This window comes from Superficieibacter sp. HKU1 (assembly GCF_029319185.1).
In the GTDB taxonomy this organism is placed as follows: Bacteria; Pseudomonadota; Gammaproteobacteria; order Enterobacterales; family Enterobacteriaceae; genus Superficieibacter.
Map to the genome: position 1 here is coordinate 1,581,240 of NZ_CP119754.1, position 17,056 is coordinate 1,598,295.

Genomic DNA, 17,056 nt, shown 5'->3' on the forward strand with positions numbered 1-17,056 from the left:
GAACGAAAGTGCAGCGAGCGCGTTGTTACCTGTCAGGAGAAACCGCAGTGGTGCTGGAGCTGGAACCTCCCGTCACCCTGGCGAGCCAGAAGCGGATTTGGCGTTTAACGCAACGAGTTGCCGAAATGCCCAATGTGGTGGAAGCCATTCCCGGAATGAACAATATCACCGTCGTGCTGCGCGATCCGCAGTCGCTTGCGCTGGATGCTCTTGAGCGTTTGCAGCGCTGGTGGGAGGAGAGTGAAGCGCTGGAGCCTGATTCGCGCGCCGTTGAAATTCCGGTCGTTTACGGCGGTGTTCAGGGGCCCGATCTGGATGAGGTTGCCCGCCACAGCGGATTAACGCCGCAGCAGGTGGTGGAACTTCACGCCTCGGTGGATTACGTGGTCTGGTTCCTGGGCTTCCAGCCGGGCTTTCCCTATCTTGGTGGCCTGCCGGAGCAGCTTATAACCCCGCGCCGCGCTGAGCCTCGTTTACTGGTTCCCGCGGGCTCGGTCGGCATTGGCGGCGCGCAAACCGGAATTTATCCGCTCCCCACGCCGGGAGGCTGGCAGCTCATTGGTACGACGTCGCTGGCGCTGTTCGATCCCGCCAAAAGCGAACCTGTATTGCTGCGTCCCGGCGACACCGTGCGCTTTGTTCCACAGAAGGAGGGCGTATGCTGAATATTATTCGCGCCGGCATGATGACAACCGTGCAGGACGGCGGACGTGTCGGGCAGCGCCAGTCCGGGATCAGCCAGTGCGGCGCGCTCGATCTCCCGGCGTTACGCAGCGCCAATTTGCTGGTGGGAAATGACAAAGATGCAGCGGCGCTGGAAATTGTGCTTGGTCAGTTCTCCGTTGAGTTTGCGCAGGATTGCTGGTTTGCGCTGACCGGCGCGGGCTGCGATGCCAGGCTGGATGAAACTCAGGTGTGGACCGGCTGGCGACAGCAGGCCAGAGCCGGGCAGCGCCTGACGCTGAGAGCGCCCCGCCATGGGGTACGCAGCTACCTGGCGATTGCCGGTGGAATTGACGTGCCGAAGGTAATGGGCGCGTACAGCACCGATCTGAAGCTGGGTATCGGCGGTCTGGAAGGGCGTCTGTTACAGGATGGCGACCGGCTTGCCACCCATCCGCCGCTGCGCCATTTCAGCAAGCCGCACGGAATCAGGCAGCTTTTATGGGGCAACCGTCTGCGGGCGTTGCCGGGGCCGGAATATAACGAATTCGACACCGCATCGCAGGCGGCGTTCTGGCGTCTGCCGTGGCGTCTGAGCCCGCAGAGCGATCGCATGGGATATCGGCTTCAGGGGCAGATCCTCAAACGCACTACCGATCGCGAGTTACTCTCTCACGGTCTGTTACCCGGCGTTATACAGGTGCCGCATAACGGACAGCCTATCGTGTTGATGAACGACGCACAGACCACGGGGGGTTATCCGCGTATTGCCTCCGTGATTGAGGCGGACATGTATCATCTTGCGCAAATCCCGCTCGGGCAGCCGATCCATTTTGTGCCCTGTACGCTGGAGGACGCACTTAAAGCGCGTAGCGATCAGCATCGCTACATTGAGCAACTGGCGTGGCACTTAAACGATGACCAGTGATACCGATAAAGCCGTTGTGAACGTGAGCGCAGGAAAATCAATCGATCTTAATGCCGATATCGGCGAAGGTTGTGCTAATGACGCCGCGCTCTTTCCGCTGATCTCCTCAGCCAATATCGCCTGCGGCTTTCATGCGGGCGATGCGCTGACTATGCAATTTTGCGTGCGGGAAGCGCTGAAAAATAACGTGGCGATTGGCGCGCATCCGGGATTTGCCGACCGGGAAAATTTTGGCCGCACCGCGATGCAACTGCCGCCGGAGACCATTTTTGCCCAGACGCTGTACCAGATTGGCGCGCTGGCCGCCATCGCCCGTGCCGGGGGCGGCGTGATGCGTCACGTTAAACCGCACGGAATGCTCTATAATCAGGCGGCACGCGATCCACACCTGGCGGATGCTATTGCTCGCGCCGTCCACGCCTGCGATCCGCAGCTTGTTCTGGTTGGTCTGGCCGGAAGCGAACTGATCCGCGCCGGGCAGCGTTATGGCCTGGTGACCCGGCAGGAAGTGTTTGCCGATCGCCGTTATCAGCGTGACGGCAGTCTCGTCCCCCGTACCCAGGCACACGCGCTGATTGAAGATGAAGAACAGGCGCTGGCGCAGACGCTGGATATGATCCAGCAAGGCAGGGTAATGAGTCTGGAGGGCGTATGGGTGCCGGTTGAGGCGCAGACGGTGTGTCTCCACGGCGATGGTGAACAGGCGCTGGCGTTCGCCGCTCGCCTGCGGGCCGCGTTCGCGGCGCAGGGGATCAAGGTTAGCGCGCAATAACGCTTTGCGCAGGCAGTCGTGCTACATTCAGGGTACAAACCGCGGTGGTAACGCCGCCATTCGTGGCCGTTCGTAGGCCCGGTAAGCATAGCGCCACCGGGCATTACCCTGCCGTTGCCGGAGGATATTCCACTACACGTTGAATTGGTAGGCCCGGTAAGCGCAGCGCCACCGGGCATTACTCCCCGGTGACCGGAGACCTTCTTTACCGCTCAGGACCATTATACTCTCAGGAGAAATCATGCCAGAAGGACCGGAAATTCGCCGTGCCGCCGACAACCTGGAAAAGGCGATCAAAGGTAAACCTCTTACCGATGCCTGGTTTGCCTTTCCTCAACTCCAGCCTTTTGCCGCCGATCTGATAGGGGAGCGGGTGGAGGCTATCGAAACGCGCGGCAAAGCATTGCTCACCCACTTTTCTAATGGCCTGACGCTTTACAGCCATAATCAGCTGTACGGCGTGTGGCGCGTCGTTAAGGCAAATGAACATCCGCAATCCACCCGCGTGTTGCGGGTCAGATTACAAACGCAGGATAAGGCCATTTTACTGTACAGCGCGTCGGATATTGAGATGCTCACGGCCGATCAACTGGCGCAGCATCCTTTTTTGCTGCGCGTCGGCCCTGATGTGCTGGATATGACACTCACCGCTGACATGGTTAAAGAGCGCCTGCTGTCGACGCGTTTTCGCCGTCGCCAGTTCTCCGGGCTGCTGCTCGATCAGGCATTTCTGGCCGGTCTGGGCAACTATTTGCGCGTAGAGATCCTCTGGCATACCGGGCTCGCACCCAGTCACAAGGCGGCGGACCTGACGGAGACGCAGCTGGATGCGCTGGCTGACGCATTGCTGGCGGTGCCGCGGCTTTCGTACACGACGCGGGGCAAGGTTAACGAGAAACGTCACCACGGGGCACTGTTCAGTTTTAAGGTCTTTCATCGGGCAGGAAAAAAATGCGAACGCTGCGGCGGGATCATTGAGAAGACCACGCTGTCATCGCGGCCTTTTTACTGGTGTCCTGGCTGCCAGCGCTAAATTAAGCTTGCCGCGGCGTCGGATTACGGCTGCGCCGCCATCCGACATCCGCGTTGGTTATCCCCGGAGGGATTAGTTATAGTTTATTTTGAACAACACGACGGTTTCAAAGGGACCCGCTTCGACAGTCGCGCCGGATACTTTAGATAACTCTGCGGTATACGTATTTTCGAACTTTAGCATGTCACCGGTGAAATCCGCGTATTCATCATATTTATTAAACTCATAAGGCCGGGCGTTGGGGTTCAGGATGCGTAGCTGTAAGCCATTGCCAATGAGCAGCGCTTTATCGTTTTCAACCAGTGGCTCATCCGTATAAAAGGATGAGGTCACTTTAAAGCCGTCAGTACATTCGCCATTCTGGTTTTTGGTGGTTTTGATACCGAATGTCCGCGTCATCGTGTGCCGGGAGATATCCAGTACGTTAAACTTACCGAAGTCAATAACCTGATTTTCAGGCGAAATAGCAAAATTAACGCTACAGTCCAGTACGTTGATGTTATTCAGGCCGTTAATATGATATTTCAGGTTTTTCGCCGTTGGATCGACGTTAATGCCACCTTTGCCGTCAAATTGAACGATAACATAATCGTTCAGGGGGCTTTGGTAATCATGCGGCGGCATTTCGCGTATTTTGACGTACAGTCGCATACGGGCGATAAACGTGCGGGAAGTATGGATATTACTGGGATCGTTTGAGCAAATCTTATACTGCCAGCCCATATCAATAAGCTGCTGTGGGGTATAGATAGCAATTTTTTTCGCATCAATACACATCGTCGTATCAATGCTGCTTTTACCCTGGCTGGAATCATAATCGATGCCGTTATAGGTGACGCCGAGCTGGTAATAGCGATCCTGAACGCCGGGATAGGGGTTTACCCAGGCATACACGTTTTCTGCCATAAAGTTGGCGTCGGTATTATTATCGCAATAAACGGGGATTTTAATATCGCTGGACTCCCAAATCTTATCGCCAGGTTTGGCGTTGTTCGGTACGGAAAACGGTTCAACCGTGGCAAATTTTTCCGTTTCGCCGCCGGACGACGCAAAATAACAGTCCAGCGCCAGCGCCGCTTTGAGCGGCAGAAGTGCGATGATGATAATCAGAAAAAAACGCGACCAATGGTTCATTTTTTCTGCTCCACCGGTTTGAGCGTACAGCTTGCCTGGCAGGTGAGTGAGATCATGCGCAATGCGCCGTAGTCATCCATATATCCCAGGTAAAAGAAGTGACCGGCGTAGCCTGGCGTAACCATATTTGCGCTGCCAAAGGGATCGATCATCGTACTTTTAAAGCCGGGCAGTACGCCGTTTTTATCTTTCCCCAGATACGCGATAGTTAAATAGTACGGCGTCGGGTTTTGCACATTCAGCGTTTCACCTTGTTGAGAAACCTTCATCTGTAATTCAACGTGGTCGCCGGTTTTTTTGCGCAGGGCGGCCGGACGCCAGAAAAGTTTAATCCGGCTCTGAAGGGCAATCTGTAGAATCGCCGCATTGCTCTGTTTCTCGGTGGCGGGGGGAATTTCACGCAAATTATAGTAAAACAGCGATTCACGATCGGCGGGCAATTGGGCAACGCCCGGTTGCTTAATAATTCTGACCTGCGTTACCGCTTGCGGGTCCAGACGCTGAATGGGCGGCAGGGCGGCGAGAAAATCATCGTTTTTACGCCCCTGGCTGTCCTCAATCCAGGAATAAGCCAGATACGGCGCCTGGGGACTTTGGTTCTCTATTTTCAGACTGGTGGCTTTTTGCTTACCGTCAAAAATAATACGGGTACGATCGGGCTGTAATGCCGCCTGTCCGCACAGGCTGATGGTAAGTAATAAAAGTGGAAGTCCGCGATAAAATGTCATCTCTTTTCCTTAATTAATGACAGGGCAGCAATAAACGCTGAGTAATATTTTCCAGATTTTCCGGCAGGGCGATTTGGCAGCTTTGGCTTCCCCACCGCACAATAAACTGCTGGCCAGCATCCACGCCGCTAAGCCAGGCGTGACCTTCTTCACTGACCATACCGACTTCGGTATCGTTCTCTTTATGGCTCACCACGGCGCCAAGCGGAGGCACGTGGCCTGCGCTATCACGAATGAGAACGTTGACATCTTTACCGGCGCGGGAAGCCAGCGCTTTATAACCGATAGCCCCTTCAATCCAGGTTTCCCGGACGGTGTTTTCACTGACGGTGACGCCGTCCGGCAGATCGTCCATATTAATGGCGACGGTGGTTGGCTGATAGCTGGATATCATCGGCACCACCGCGTAGCCAAAGCGGTTAGTATAATCGTTATCGCCGTTGACGGGGATATCAGCAATACCATCGGTACTGATCATCAGACGAGGTTCATTGCCCGAGGCCCGGCGGTGGAAGGCGGCGCCCTGAGCCGTGGCGGTAAAGGAACCGCTCCAGCTCGTACTCAATGAACGGTAATCGTCAACGGCGTAGTTGCCTGAGATATCCCATTCACCAGCCGAAGCGATGTGGTCGTAATTCGCGCTGAACTGTTTACCGCGATCGGGCCGGCCATTATCTATCCCGGCAGCAATTCCCCAGCTATTGTGTGAATCGGCGTAATCATTCCACGAAAGACGGTGCGAGGTACTGCTGCCGTCCTGCATATCGTAGCCCAGCCGACCGCCGTCGCCGATCGGCACAGAAATGGAAACGTATATTTGATTATCGTTGTCGCTGTCTTCGTAGTGTGTGGTGCTGTAGGTGGTTGTGATTGAGATATTTTTCCAGCGACCGATATCAACGTTAAAGCCGGCGCTAATATTGGCCGTGGTGGATGAGTCATCGTCCCACCAGCTTTGACGCAGCACGCTGGCGCTCAGGTTCATATTGAGCGGTGCGATGGGCTGAACGGCAGAAAAGCTGATCGTTTGTTTCTCGTCCTGGGTATCCGCATCGTTATATTGATGATCGATAAAATTAGCGTAGCTATGAAAATGGCGGTCGGAAAAACGGTAAGCGGCCAGCGACACCGTACTGTCGGTGGCGTCAAAGCGCTTGCTGTAGTTTATGCGATAGCTAAAGCCTTTTTCTTCGTCGCCGTTGTCAAACTGGCTGGTGGAGTGGGTGACATCGAATGACACCGCGCCCAGCCACAGCATGTTTTGTCCCATCCCCAGCGCGGCAGAACGGTAGTTATCGCCCGCCGCTAACAGACCGCCATAAAGCGAGGTATTGGAAAGCATCCCCCATGAAGCTTCGCTGGCAATGAACGTTTCGTTTGCGACATGGTGAGAAAGCGTAGGACGCGCGCGCCCGGCGGCAATTTTGTAACGTACCTGCCCCTGACGGGTCAGAAACGGCGTGGAGGCCGCCGAAACCTGGAACGTATTCACCCGGCCATCTTCTTCGGCGACTTTAACGTCCAGCGTACCCTGTACTGACTGGTTCAAATCTTCAATCATAAACGGGCCGGGAGCCACTTTGGTCTGATAAATGATGCGACCCGCGTGGCTAACCGTTACGGTGGCGTGAGTTTGCGCCACGCCGCTGATTTGCGGCGCATAGCCGCGCAGTTCCCAGGGCAACATGCGATCGTCGCTGATGAGGGCAACACCGGTATAGGAGAATCCATCAAAAATATTCGAACTCAGATCGGTTTCGCCCAGCGTCAGCCTGGCGCCTGACATCGGCAGTGGGCGGAACAGATAGGTCCGGGAGAGGGCGCTATCGCTCGCGGTGCGATCGTCAGTATGCGTCTGGTTATATTGATAGTCGCTGCGCAAACGCCACGGGCCGGCATTGAATCCGGCAGTACCGTAGGCATTGATGTTCTGTGTGTCATTACCTTCGTCGGGACGATATGTACTGGCGAAGAGATTGTAATCAAGCAGAAAACCCGGTATACCCTCGCTCCATGTGGAAGGGGGCATCCAGTTAGCGGATTGCCACGCCAGCCACGCCTGCGGGACGGAAATGTTAAGTTGCTGATTCGCCTGATCGAATGTAAACGTGATTTCCGGGTGCGCTGAAAAATCTACGCAGCCGTGGTTTTCCGTTAATGCCTGGCGCAGCTCATCTTTCAGGCCAAATTTATCGGCCAGCGCGACAGGGATACATGGCTGAGTGGTGGTCTTTACCTTTCGCCAGGTAATTTTATCGCCGGCGCTGATGTGATTGGTATTAACGGTGACAGTAACAAAGTAATCGCCGGGTGCTATAGCGCCGGAGTTTTTGAGCAGCGTGAGATCGACGCTATCGCGCATGGATTTATCCAGCACATTAAGGTTGAATTCAACGGCCATAGCGGGAGAGGCTATTAATAAGCCAATCAGGAGCGATAAACGATGAAGATTCACAGCATCCATCCCTGAGAAGTATTAGCAGGCGGCCATACCAGCCGCCTGAAGCATGTATTACTTATAATTCAGTACGTAGGTGGCTTCTGACGTCACGGCGCCCGGTGTTACCTGAGTAACATAGGTGCCATCAATCTGCTGCATCCAGGCAAAGAAATTGAGGGTTTGTTCACTGGAGGCGGCTTGCAAATTAATGTCAGCGACCGGCGTGCCTAAGGTGATGGGTTGCTGATCCTTATCAAGGATCATCACGCCCACGCCTGTGGCTTCCCCTGTAGAGGTGTTGTCCAGCATCGACGTACCTGTGGTCGTTTTCGCGGTACTATCAAACGTCACATTCACTTTCGAGAGTGGCTTACCCGTACCGTCATCTGAGTTTTCCAAATCGCAGTTGATCAGACGGATGTCGACGGGTACGGCTTGAGAATGGTGGTTGGTATTAATATCTTTTACCGTTACCGTTCCTAACTGAATGGTTTTATCAATATCCTCAGGGTGAATTTCACAGGGCGCATTAATAACCTCGCCTTTGAAATGGAGTTCACCCGACCCGGCATCATTGGCGGCATACGCAGACGAACCGATGAGCAGGGCAATTGAAATCCCCATTAGAGATTTTTTCATTACAGACATACCAAATTCCTTCTTAGTTAAAACGAATTTCTCCCTCATAATAGATTATATGCTTGCCAACTAAATTTACTTTTACTTAATACGATCTTTAGTTAAGCTTAAAGGAATAATTTTCTTACTAAACAATGATTTAAGTTTATTTAAAAAATGAAAATTCATATTTTAAATAATAAATAAAGAATTATAATGCCACCTTTTTAGTTATTATCATAACGCGTGCAATATCATTTTAGGAATATATTTAGTTATGAAATATGTTATGGGGAAAGGCTTTTTTAACGAGAGGGATATTATCCTGATGAATACATCAAGGGTGAATTTTAATTTGGCATAATGAAACGACGATTAAAGTGCTTAAAAAAGAACCCAAATGGGTTCTTTTTAAGCACTTTGTCGCAGCGTGAAGAATTAACGTTTTTCCAGGTCGGATTTAAAATCGCGCTGATCGTAGCCGGTATATAGCTGACGCGGACGAGCGATCTTAATACCGTCGTCGTGCATCTCGTTCCAGTGGGCGATCCAGCCGACGGTACGCGCCATCGCGAAGATAACGGTAAACATGGAGGACGGAATGCCCATTGCTTTCAGGATGATGCCGGAGTAGAAGTCCACGTTCGGATAGAGTTTACGCTCAATGAAGTACGGATCGTTGAGAGCGATATTTTCCAGCTCCATCGCCACTTCCAGCAGGTCGTCTTTGGTGCCCAGTTCTTTGAGCACTTCATGACAGGTCTCACGCATTACGGTAGCGCGCGGATCGTAATTCTTGTACACGCGGTGGCCGAAGCCCATCAGACGGAACGAATCGTTCTTATCTTTAGCGCGGCGCAGGAATTCAGGAATGTGTTTCACCGAGCTGATCTCTTCGAGCATTTTCAGCGCGGCTTCGTTGGCACCGCCGTGCGCCGGTCCCCACAGCGAGGCGATACCCGCGGCGATACAGGCAAACGGATTCGCGCCGCTGGAGCCTGCGGTACGCACCGTAGAGGTTGAGGCGTTCTGCTCGTGATCCGCATGCAGGATCAGGATACGGTCCATTGCACGTTCCAGTACCGGATTCACCTCGTAAGGTTCGCACGGCGTGGAGAACATCATATTCAGGAAGTTACCGGCGTAGGAGAGGTCGTTACGCGGATAAACAAACGGCTGACCGATAGAATACTTGTAACACATCGCCGCCACAGTCGGCATTTTGGACAACAGGCGGAAAGCAGCGATTTCGCGGTGGCGTGAATTGTTAACGTCCAGTGAGTCATGATAGAACGCCGCCAGCGCGCCGGTTACGCCGCACAGGACTGCCATCGGGTGAGAATCGCGACGGAAACCGTGGAACAGACGGGTGATCTGTTCGTGGATCATCGTATGGCGGGTGACGATAGTCTGGAATTCTTCATACTGTTCCTGAGTCGGTTTCTCGCCGTACAGCAGGATGTAACACACTTCGAGATAGTTGGACCCGGTGGCCAGTTGGTCAATCGGGAAGCCGCGATGCAGCAGGATGCCTTCGTCACCGTCGATAAAGGTGATTTTGGATTCGCAGGATGCGGTAGAGGTGAAACCAGGATCGAAGGTGAATACGCCTTTTGATCCGAGACTACGGATATCGATTACATCCTGACCCAGCGTGCCTTTTAGCACGTCCAGTTCAACAGCAGTATCACCGTTTAGAGTGAGGTTTGCTTTCTTATCAGCCATTTACGGTCTCCTTAGCGCCTTATGCTTAAGACTGCCGCCAGCCGGATTTACCTTCAGCCTGAAGTTTAACGTGACCAGTTTGTTATGTGGCTTACGGCTCTGCGTATAGAGGAAAAACCAGGGTACAGAGCGATGGGCGCTGGCAGGTACGCGTCAAAACTACACTGAAACAACGGCAAATCAGGGTGTTGCAATCCGAATAATTCAAACCTGTATATCACTAATACCTGTACTGATTACTGCGGTCAATATCATCTCACTGTTACATAACTTATTCGCAGGTGAAAGAGTGACCCCATAACTTTTACGCATTATATGACTTTTCGTCCTGTGTTTGTAACAATAATGTTTAATATTTGTCAAATCAGATGATTAAATTTTAAAATAATGTTGTTATCGTGATGCGGATCACTGTTCGACATAAAACCCGACAAACTATATGTAGGTTAATTGTAATGATTTTGTGAACATCCTATACTGCCGCCAGGTCTCCGGAATATCCTGCAATCCCGAGCCACCCAGCGTTAGCCCGCGTCGTTTGAACTTGTGTGAAAATTTTTTTCCATGACGTGAGGTTATAGAAAGGACGCTGTCTGACCCGCACGCAGACCGGAGGAAGGGAACAATAAGAACAGCATGTGGGCGTTATTCATGATAAAAAATGTCAAAAAACAAAGACCTGTCAACCTGGATCTAACGACGATCCGGTTTCCTGTAACGGCTATAGCGTCCATCCTCCACCGTGCTTCTGGCGTGATTGCTTTCGTGGCGATCGGTCTGTTGCTGTGGCTGCTGGGCACAAGCCTCTCCTCGCCTGAAGGCTTTCTTACCGCATCGTCCATCATGGATAGCTTTTTCGCGAAATTCATTATGTGGGGCATTCTTACCGCGCTGGCATATCACGCCGTCGGTGGTATCCGCCATATGCTGATGGATGTCGGTTATCTGGAAGAAACCTTTGCCGCAGGGCAGCGTACCGCCTGGCTTTCTTTTGTTATTACTGTCGTGCTTTCAATTCTCGCAGGAGTCCTCGTATGGTAAGCAACGCCTCAGCACTTGGACGCAATGGCGTACATGACTTCATACTGGTCCGCGCTACGGCCATCATTCTGACCCTGTACATTATTTACATGGTTGGTTTTTTTGCCCTTACCAGCGACGTTACCTGGGAAGTCTGGTCTGGTTTCTTTGCTTCCGCTTTCACCAAAGTGTTCACCCTGCTGGCTCTGTTTTCTGTCTTGATCCATGCCTGGATTGGCATGTGGCAGGTGTTAACCGACTACGTTAAATCACTGGCGCTGCGTCTGACGCTGCAACTGCTTATTGTTATTGCGCTGGTGGCTTACGTTATTTATGGATTCGTTGTGGTGTGGGGTGTGTAATGAAACTGCCAGTCAGAGAATTTGATGCTGTAGTTATTGGTGCCGGCGGCGCGGGTATGCGCGCGGCGCTGCAAATTTCCCAGAGCGGCCAGACCTGTGCGCTGCTCTCTAAAGTTTTTCCCACCCGATCGCACACCGTATCGGCGCAGGGCGGCATTACCGTGGCGCTGGGCAATACCCATGAAGATAACTGGGAATGGCACATGTACGACACCGTCAAAGGGTCGGACTATATCGGTGACCAGGACGCGATTGAATATATGTGTAAAACCGGGCCGGAAGCGATTCTGGAACTCGAGCACATGGGCCTGCCGTTTTCCCGTCTTGACGACGGCAAGATTTATCAGCGTCCGTTCGGCGGCCAGTCGAAGAACTTCGGCGGCGAGCAGGCAGCGCGTACCGCGGCGGCGGCGGACCGTACCGGTCATGCGCTGCTGCACACGCTCTATCAGCAGAACCTGAAAAACAAAACCACCATTTTCTCCGAGTGGTACGCCCTGGATTTAGTAAAAAATGAAGACGGTGCCGTGGTCGGCTGTACCGCTCTGTGTATCGAAACCGGTGAAGTGGTGTATTTCAAAGCCAAAGCCACCGTGCTGGCGACCGGCGGCGCGGGCCGTATTTATCAATCCACGACCAACGCGCACATTAATACCGGCGACGGCGTGGGCATGGCCCTGCGTGCAGGCGTCCCGGTACAGGACATGGAAATGTGGCAGTTCCACCCGACCGGTATCGCGGGTGCGGGCGTACTGGTGACGGAAGGCTGCCGTGGTGAAGGTGGCTATCTGCTGAATAAACACGGCGAGCGCTTTATGGAGCGTTACGCGCCAAACGCGAAAGATCTGGCAGGCCGCGATGTGGTCGCGCGTTCGATCATGATCGAAATTCGTGAAGGCCGCGGCTGCGAAGGCCCGTGGGGGCCGCACGCTAAACTGAAACTGGATCATCTGGGCAAAGAGGTTCTTGAATCTCGTCTGCCGGGTATTCTGGAACTGTCGCGCACCTTTGCGCACGTTGACCCGGTGAAAGAGCCGATTCCGGTGATCCCGACCTGCCACTATATGATGGGCGGTATTCCGACCAAAGTGACCGGTCAGGCGCTGACCATTAACGAGCAGGGTGAAGATGTGGTGATCCCGGGCCTGTTTGCGGTCGGGGAAATCGCCTGCGTCTCGGTTCACGGCGCCAACCGTCTCGGCGGTAACTCGCTGCTGGATCTGGTGGTGTTTGGCCGTGCGGCTGGTCTGCATCTGCTGGAGTCCATCGCCGAGCAGGGTGAACTGCGCGATGCCAGCGAAGAGGATATTGAAAAATCGCTGGAGCGTCTTAACCGCTGGAACAACAACCGCGACGGTGAAGATCCGGTGGTTATCCGTAAAGCACTGCAGGAATGTATGCAGCATAACTTCTCGGTATTCCGCGAAGGGGATGCGATGGCGAAAGGGCTGGAGCAGCTCAAGCAGATCCGCGAGCGGCTGAAAAACGCCCGTCTGGACGACACCTCCAGCGAATTTAATACCCAGCGCGTAGAGTGCCTGGAACTGGATAACCTGATGGAGACGGCATATGCGACGGCTGTTTCCGCTAATTTCCGCACCGAAAGCCGTGGCGCGCATAGCCGCTTCGACTATCCGGATCGTGATGATGCCAACTGGCTGTGTCATAGCCTGTATCTGCCGCAATCGGAATCCATGACGCGTCGCAGCGTCAATATGGAGCCGAAACTGCGTCCGGCATTCCCGCCGAAGATTCGTACTTATTAATGCGGAGACAGGAAAAATGAAATTCGAATTCTCGATTTATCGCTATAACCCGGATGTTGACGACGCTCCGCGCATGCAGGATTACACCCTGGAAGGCGAGGAAGGGCGCGATATGATGCTGCTGGATGCGTTAATGCAGCTCAAAGAGCAGGATCCGAGCCTGTCATTCCGCCGCTCCTGTCGTGAAGGCGTCTGTGGTTCCGACGGTCTGAACATGAACGGCAAAAATGGTCTGGCCTGCATCACGCCGCTGTCAGCGCTGGGTAACGGCGCGAAGAAAATTGTCATTCGCCCGCTGCCGGGGCTGCCGGTGATCCGCGATTTGGTGGTGGACATGGGACAATTCTATGCACAATATGAGAAGATTAAGCCTTACTTATTGAATAATGGGCAAAATCCACCCGCTCGCGAGCATCTGCAGATGCCTGAGCAGCGGGAAAAACTCGATGGCCTGTATGAGTGTATTCTCTGTGCCTGTTGTTCTACGTCCTGCCCGTCATTCTGGTGGAACCCGGACAAGTTCATCGGCCCGGCAGGTCTTCTGGCAGCGTATCGCTTCCTGATCGACAGCCGCGACACGGAAACCGATAACCGCCTTGAAGGATTAAGCGATGCTTTCAGCGTATTCCGCTGCCATAGCATTATGAACTGCGTCAGTGTATGTCCGAAGGGGCTGAACCCGACGCGCGCTATCGGGCATATTAAGTCGATGTTGTTGCAACGCAGCGCCTGAGCCATTAATGCCGGATGGCGACGCAAGCGTCTTATCCGGCCTACAAGTGGTGGAATAGCAATCCAGGCCCGGTAAGCGAAGCGCCACCGGGCAAAGCAGGAAAAGTGCAGGAAACCTTTAAAAACTGCCGGATGGACTTTCTCCTTTCATAAAGGAAACGAGGCAGAACCAGGGGGAAACCCTCGGACAGTTTTTAAAGGTTCCTTCGCGGGCCAGTGTAGACAAGAGCTCGCAAGTGAACCCTGGGACGTGCGCCTTGCCGCGTACGTTGTAGTTATCCACGGCGAAGTAAGCATATAAATGCTTAAGGGATCACGATGCAGAACGGCGCAATGAAAGCCTGGCTGGACTCTTCTTTCCTCTCTGGGGCGAACCAGAGCTGGATAGAACAGCTCTATGAAGACTTCTTAACCGATCCTGACTCTGTCGACGTCAAATGGCGCTCGATGTTCCAGCAGTTACCTGGTACCGGAGTTAAACCGGATCAATTCCATTCCAAAACGCGTGATTATTTCCGCCGCCTGGCGAAGGATGCCTCACGTTACACCGCGTCAGTGTCCGACCCTGATACCAATGTGAAGCAGGTTAAAGTCCTGCAGCTCATCAACGCTTATCGTTTCCGCGGCCACCAGCATGCGAACCTTGATCCGCTGGGACTGTGGAAACAGGAACGCGTCGCGGACCTGGACCCTTCTTTCCACGACTTAACCGAAGCCGATTTCCAGGAAACCTTCAACGTAGGGTCTTTCGCTATCGGCAAAGACACCATGAAGCTAGGCGATCTGATCGATGCGCTGAAACAGACCTACTGCGGCCCTATTGGTGCGGAATATATGCACATCACCTCTACCGAAGAGAAACGCTGGATCCAGCAGCGTATTGAATCGGTGGCAGGCCACGCCAGCTTCAGCGTCGAAGAGAAAAAACGCTTCCTCAGCGAACTGACGGCGGCAGAAGGGCTGGAGCGTTATCTGGGCGCGAAATTCCCCGGCGCGAAACGCTTCTCGCTGGAGGGCGGCGACGCGCTGATTCCGATGCTCAAAGAGATGATCCGCCACGCCGGTAAAAGCGGCACCCGTGAAGTGGTGCTGGGCATGGCGCACCGTGGTCGCCTGAACGTGCTGATCAACGTGCTGGGCAAACAGTCGCAGGATCTGTTTGACGAATTTGCCGGTAAACACAAAGAACATCTTGGCACCGGCGACGTGAAGTACCATCAGGGCTTCTCGTCAGATATCGAAACCGAAGGCGGACTGGTTCACCTGGCGCTGGCGTTTAACCCGTCGCACCTGGAAATCGTCAGCCCGGTAGTAATGGGGTCGGTACGCGCGCGTCTGGATCGTCTGGACGAGCCGAGCAGCAATAAAGTACTGCCGATCACCATTCACGGTGACGCCGCCGTGACCGGACAGGGCGTGGTTCAGGAAACCCTGAACATGTCGAAAGCCCGGGGCTATGAAGTGGGCGGCACCGTGCGCATCGTCATTAACAACCAGGTCGGGTTTACCACCTCTAACCCGCTGGATGCGCGCTCCACCCCGTACTGTACCGATATTGGTAAAATGGTGCAGGCACCGATTTTCCACGTCAATGCTGACGACCCGGAAGCCGTGGCTTTCGTCACCCGCATTGCGCTGGAATTCCGCAACACCTTTAAACGCGATGTGTTCATCGATCTGGTGTGCTACCGCCGTCACGGCCATAACGAAGCCGATGAGCCGAGCGCTACCCAGCCGCTGATGTATCAGAAAATCAAAAAGCACCCGACGCCGCGTAAAATCTACGCTGACCGTCTGGAGCAGGATCGGGTTGCCACGCTGGAAGACGCTACCGAGCTGGTGAACCTTTACCGCGATGCGCTGGACGCCGGCGAGTGCGTGGTAAAAGAGTTCCGTCCGATGAATATGCACTCCTTTACCTGGTCGCCGTACCTTAACCACGAGTGGGATGAAAGCTACCCGAACAAAGTGGAAATGAAACGTGTACAGGAGCTGGCGAAGCGTATCAGTACCGTCCCGGATGCCATTGAAATGCAGTCGCGCGTGGCAAAAATCTATGCCGATCGTCAGGCGATGGCGGCCGGTGAAAAACTGTTCGACTGGGGCGGCGCGGAGAACCTCGCTTACGCCACGCTGGTTGATGAAGGCGTCGCGGTGCGTATCTCCGGTGAAGACTCCGGGCGCGGCACCTTCTTCCACCGTCACGCGGTGGTACATAACCAGGCCAACGGCTCGAATTACACCCCGCTGCAACATATTCACAATGCGCAGGGACAGTTTAAAGTCTGGGACTCCGTGCTTTCTGAAGAAGCGGTGCTGGCCTTTGAGTACGGTTACGCTACCGCCGAACCGCGCACGCTGACCATCTGGGAAGCGCAGTTCGGTGACTTCGCCAACGGCGCGCAGGTGGTGATTGACCAGTTCATCTCCTCCGGCGAGCAGAAATGGGGCCGGATGTGCGGTCTGGTCATGCTGCTGCCGCACGGCTACGAAGGGCAGGGTCCGGAGCACTCCTCCGCGCGTCTGGAACGTTATCTGCAACTTTGCGCCGAGCAGAACATGCAGGTTTGCGTACCGTCCACGCCGGCACAGGTTTACCATATGCTGCGTCGTCAGGCGCTGCGCGGTATGCGCCGTCCGCTGATTGTCATGTCGCCGAAATCACTGCTGCGTCATCCGCTGGCGGTTTCCACCCTTGACGAACTGGCGAACGGCACATTTATGCCTGCTATCGGCGAGGTCGATGAACTGGATCCGCAGGCGGTGAAACGCGTGGTCATGTGTTCCGGCAAGGTCTACTACGATCTGCTGGAGCAGCGCCGTAAAAACGATCAAAAAGATGTCGCCATCGTGCGCATCGAACAGCTTTATCCCTTCCCGCATCAGGCGATGCAGGAAGCGCTGAAGCCATACGCACACGTACATGACTTTGTCTGGTGCCAGGAAGAGCCGCTTAACCAGGGCGCATGGTACTGCAGCCAGCATCATTTCCGTGAAGTGGTTCCCTTTGGGGCAGCCCTGCGTTATGCAGGTCGCCCGGCCTCTGCCTCTCCGGCGGTAGGATATATGTCCGTTCACCAGAAGCAGCAGCAAGATCTGGTCAATGACGCGCTGAACGTCGATTAATTAAAGGAT

Annotated in this window: 14 protein-coding genes; 9 read left to right on the forward strand and 5 right to left on the reverse strand. The window is 54.1% G+C overall.

The genetic code is table 11. From position 1 onward, the window contains the following. Positions 1–8 precede the first annotated feature (8 nt). The 4 genes from pxpB to nei all read left to right on the forward strand — a co-directional run bounded on the left by pxpB (position 9) and on the right by nei (position 3,396). Positions 9–665 carry a 5-oxoprolinase subunit PxpB gene (gene pxpB / locus P0H77_RS07600; RefSeq protein ID WP_276164285.1) on the forward strand — a complete coding sequence of 219 codons (657 nt, stop codon included), beginning with the start codon at positions 9–11 and terminating at the stop codon, positions 663–665. Further along, the gene (gene pxpC / locus P0H77_RS07605) at positions 659–1,591 is read left to right on the forward strand and encodes a 5-oxoprolinase subunit PxpC (protein ID WP_276164286.1); all 933 of its coding nucleotides are present in this window, start codon (positions 659–661) and stop codon (positions 1,589–1,591) included. Before pxpB ends, pxpC begins: the two co-directional genes overlap by 7 nt. Continuing rightward, positions 1,581–2,363: a 5-oxoprolinase subunit PxpA gene (gene pxpA, locus P0H77_RS07610; RefSeq protein WP_276164287.1), complete on the forward strand. Its 783-nt coding sequence runs from the start codon at positions 1,581–1,583 to the stop codon at positions 2,361–2,363. Before pxpC ends, pxpA begins: the two co-directional genes overlap by 11 nt. 241 nt (positions 2,364–2,604) lie before the next feature. Continuing rightward, entirely contained in the window at positions 2,605–3,396 is a 792-nt protein-coding gene (gene nei / locus P0H77_RS07615) for an endonuclease VIII (protein WP_276164288.1), read from the forward strand. Positions 3,397–3,468: 72 nt separating this feature from the next. Here the strand turns inward: nei and P0H77_RS07620 are convergent, their stop codons facing one another. The 5 genes from P0H77_RS07620 to P0H77_RS07640 form a co-directional block, all read right to left on the reverse strand. Continuing rightward, positions 3,469–4,530, reverse strand: a complete 1,062-nt coding sequence (locus P0H77_RS07620; protein WP_276164289.1) for a type 1 fimbrial protein — start codon at positions 4,528–4,530, stop codon at positions 3,469–3,471. Next, positions 4,527–5,258 carry a molecular chaperone gene (locus tag P0H77_RS07625; protein ID WP_276164290.1) on the reverse strand — a complete coding sequence of 244 codons (732 nt, stop codon included), beginning with the start codon at positions 5,256–5,258 and terminating at the stop codon, positions 4,527–4,529. Before P0H77_RS07625 ends, P0H77_RS07620 begins: the two co-directional genes overlap by 4 nt. 13 nt (positions 5,259–5,271) lie before the next feature. Beyond that, positions 5,272–7,722, reverse strand: a complete 2,451-nt coding sequence (locus P0H77_RS07630; protein ID WP_276164291.1) for a fimbria/pilus outer membrane usher protein — start codon at positions 7,720–7,722, stop codon at positions 5,272–5,274. 48 nt (positions 7,723–7,770) lie between these two features. Then, positions 7,771–8,346: a fimbrial protein gene (locus P0H77_RS07635; protein ID WP_276164292.1), complete on the reverse strand. Its 576-nt coding sequence runs from the start codon at positions 8,344–8,346 to the stop codon at positions 7,771–7,773. 408 nt (positions 8,347–8,754) lie between these two features. After that, positions 8,755–10,041 carry a citrate synthase gene (locus P0H77_RS07640; RefSeq protein WP_276164293.1) on the reverse strand — a complete coding sequence of 429 codons (1,287 nt, stop codon included), beginning with the start codon at positions 10,039–10,041 and terminating at the stop codon, positions 8,755–8,757. A 636-nt stretch (positions 10,042–10,677) separates the two neighbouring features. Here P0H77_RS07640 and sdhC point away from each other — a divergent pair. From sdhC to sucA, 5 genes are all read left to right on the forward strand, one after another. Then, positions 10,678–11,082 (forward strand): succinate dehydrogenase cytochrome b556 subunit, encoded by a 405-nt coding sequence (gene sdhC, locus P0H77_RS07645; RefSeq protein ID WP_276164294.1) that lies wholly within the window; start codon positions 10,678–10,680, stop codon positions 11,080–11,082. Continuing rightward, the gene (sdhD, locus tag P0H77_RS07650) at positions 11,076–11,423 is read left to right on the forward strand and encodes a succinate dehydrogenase membrane anchor subunit (RefSeq protein ID WP_194205478.1); all 348 of its coding nucleotides are present in this window, start codon (positions 11,076–11,078) and stop codon (positions 11,421–11,423) included. The genes sdhC and sdhD overlap by 7 nt, the downstream gene beginning before the upstream one ends. Further along, the gene (gene sdhA / locus P0H77_RS07655; protein WP_276164295.1) at positions 11,423–13,189 is read left to right on the forward strand and encodes a succinate dehydrogenase flavoprotein subunit; all 1,767 of its coding nucleotides are present in this window, start codon (positions 11,423–11,425) and stop codon (positions 13,187–13,189) included. The genes sdhD and sdhA overlap by 1 nt, the downstream gene beginning before the upstream one ends. Before the next feature lie 16 nt (positions 13,190–13,205). Beyond that, entirely contained in the window at positions 13,206–13,922 is a 717-nt protein-coding gene (gene sdhB / locus P0H77_RS07660; RefSeq protein WP_276164296.1) for a succinate dehydrogenase iron-sulfur subunit SdhB, read from the forward strand. A 317-nt stretch (positions 13,923–14,239) separates the two neighbouring features. Further along, a complete protein-coding gene (gene sucA / locus P0H77_RS07665) occupies positions 14,240–17,047 on the forward strand; it encodes a 2-oxoglutarate dehydrogenase E1 component (protein WP_276164297.1) in 2,808 nt (935 codons plus the stop codon). Positions 17,048–17,056 lie beyond the last annotated feature (9 nt).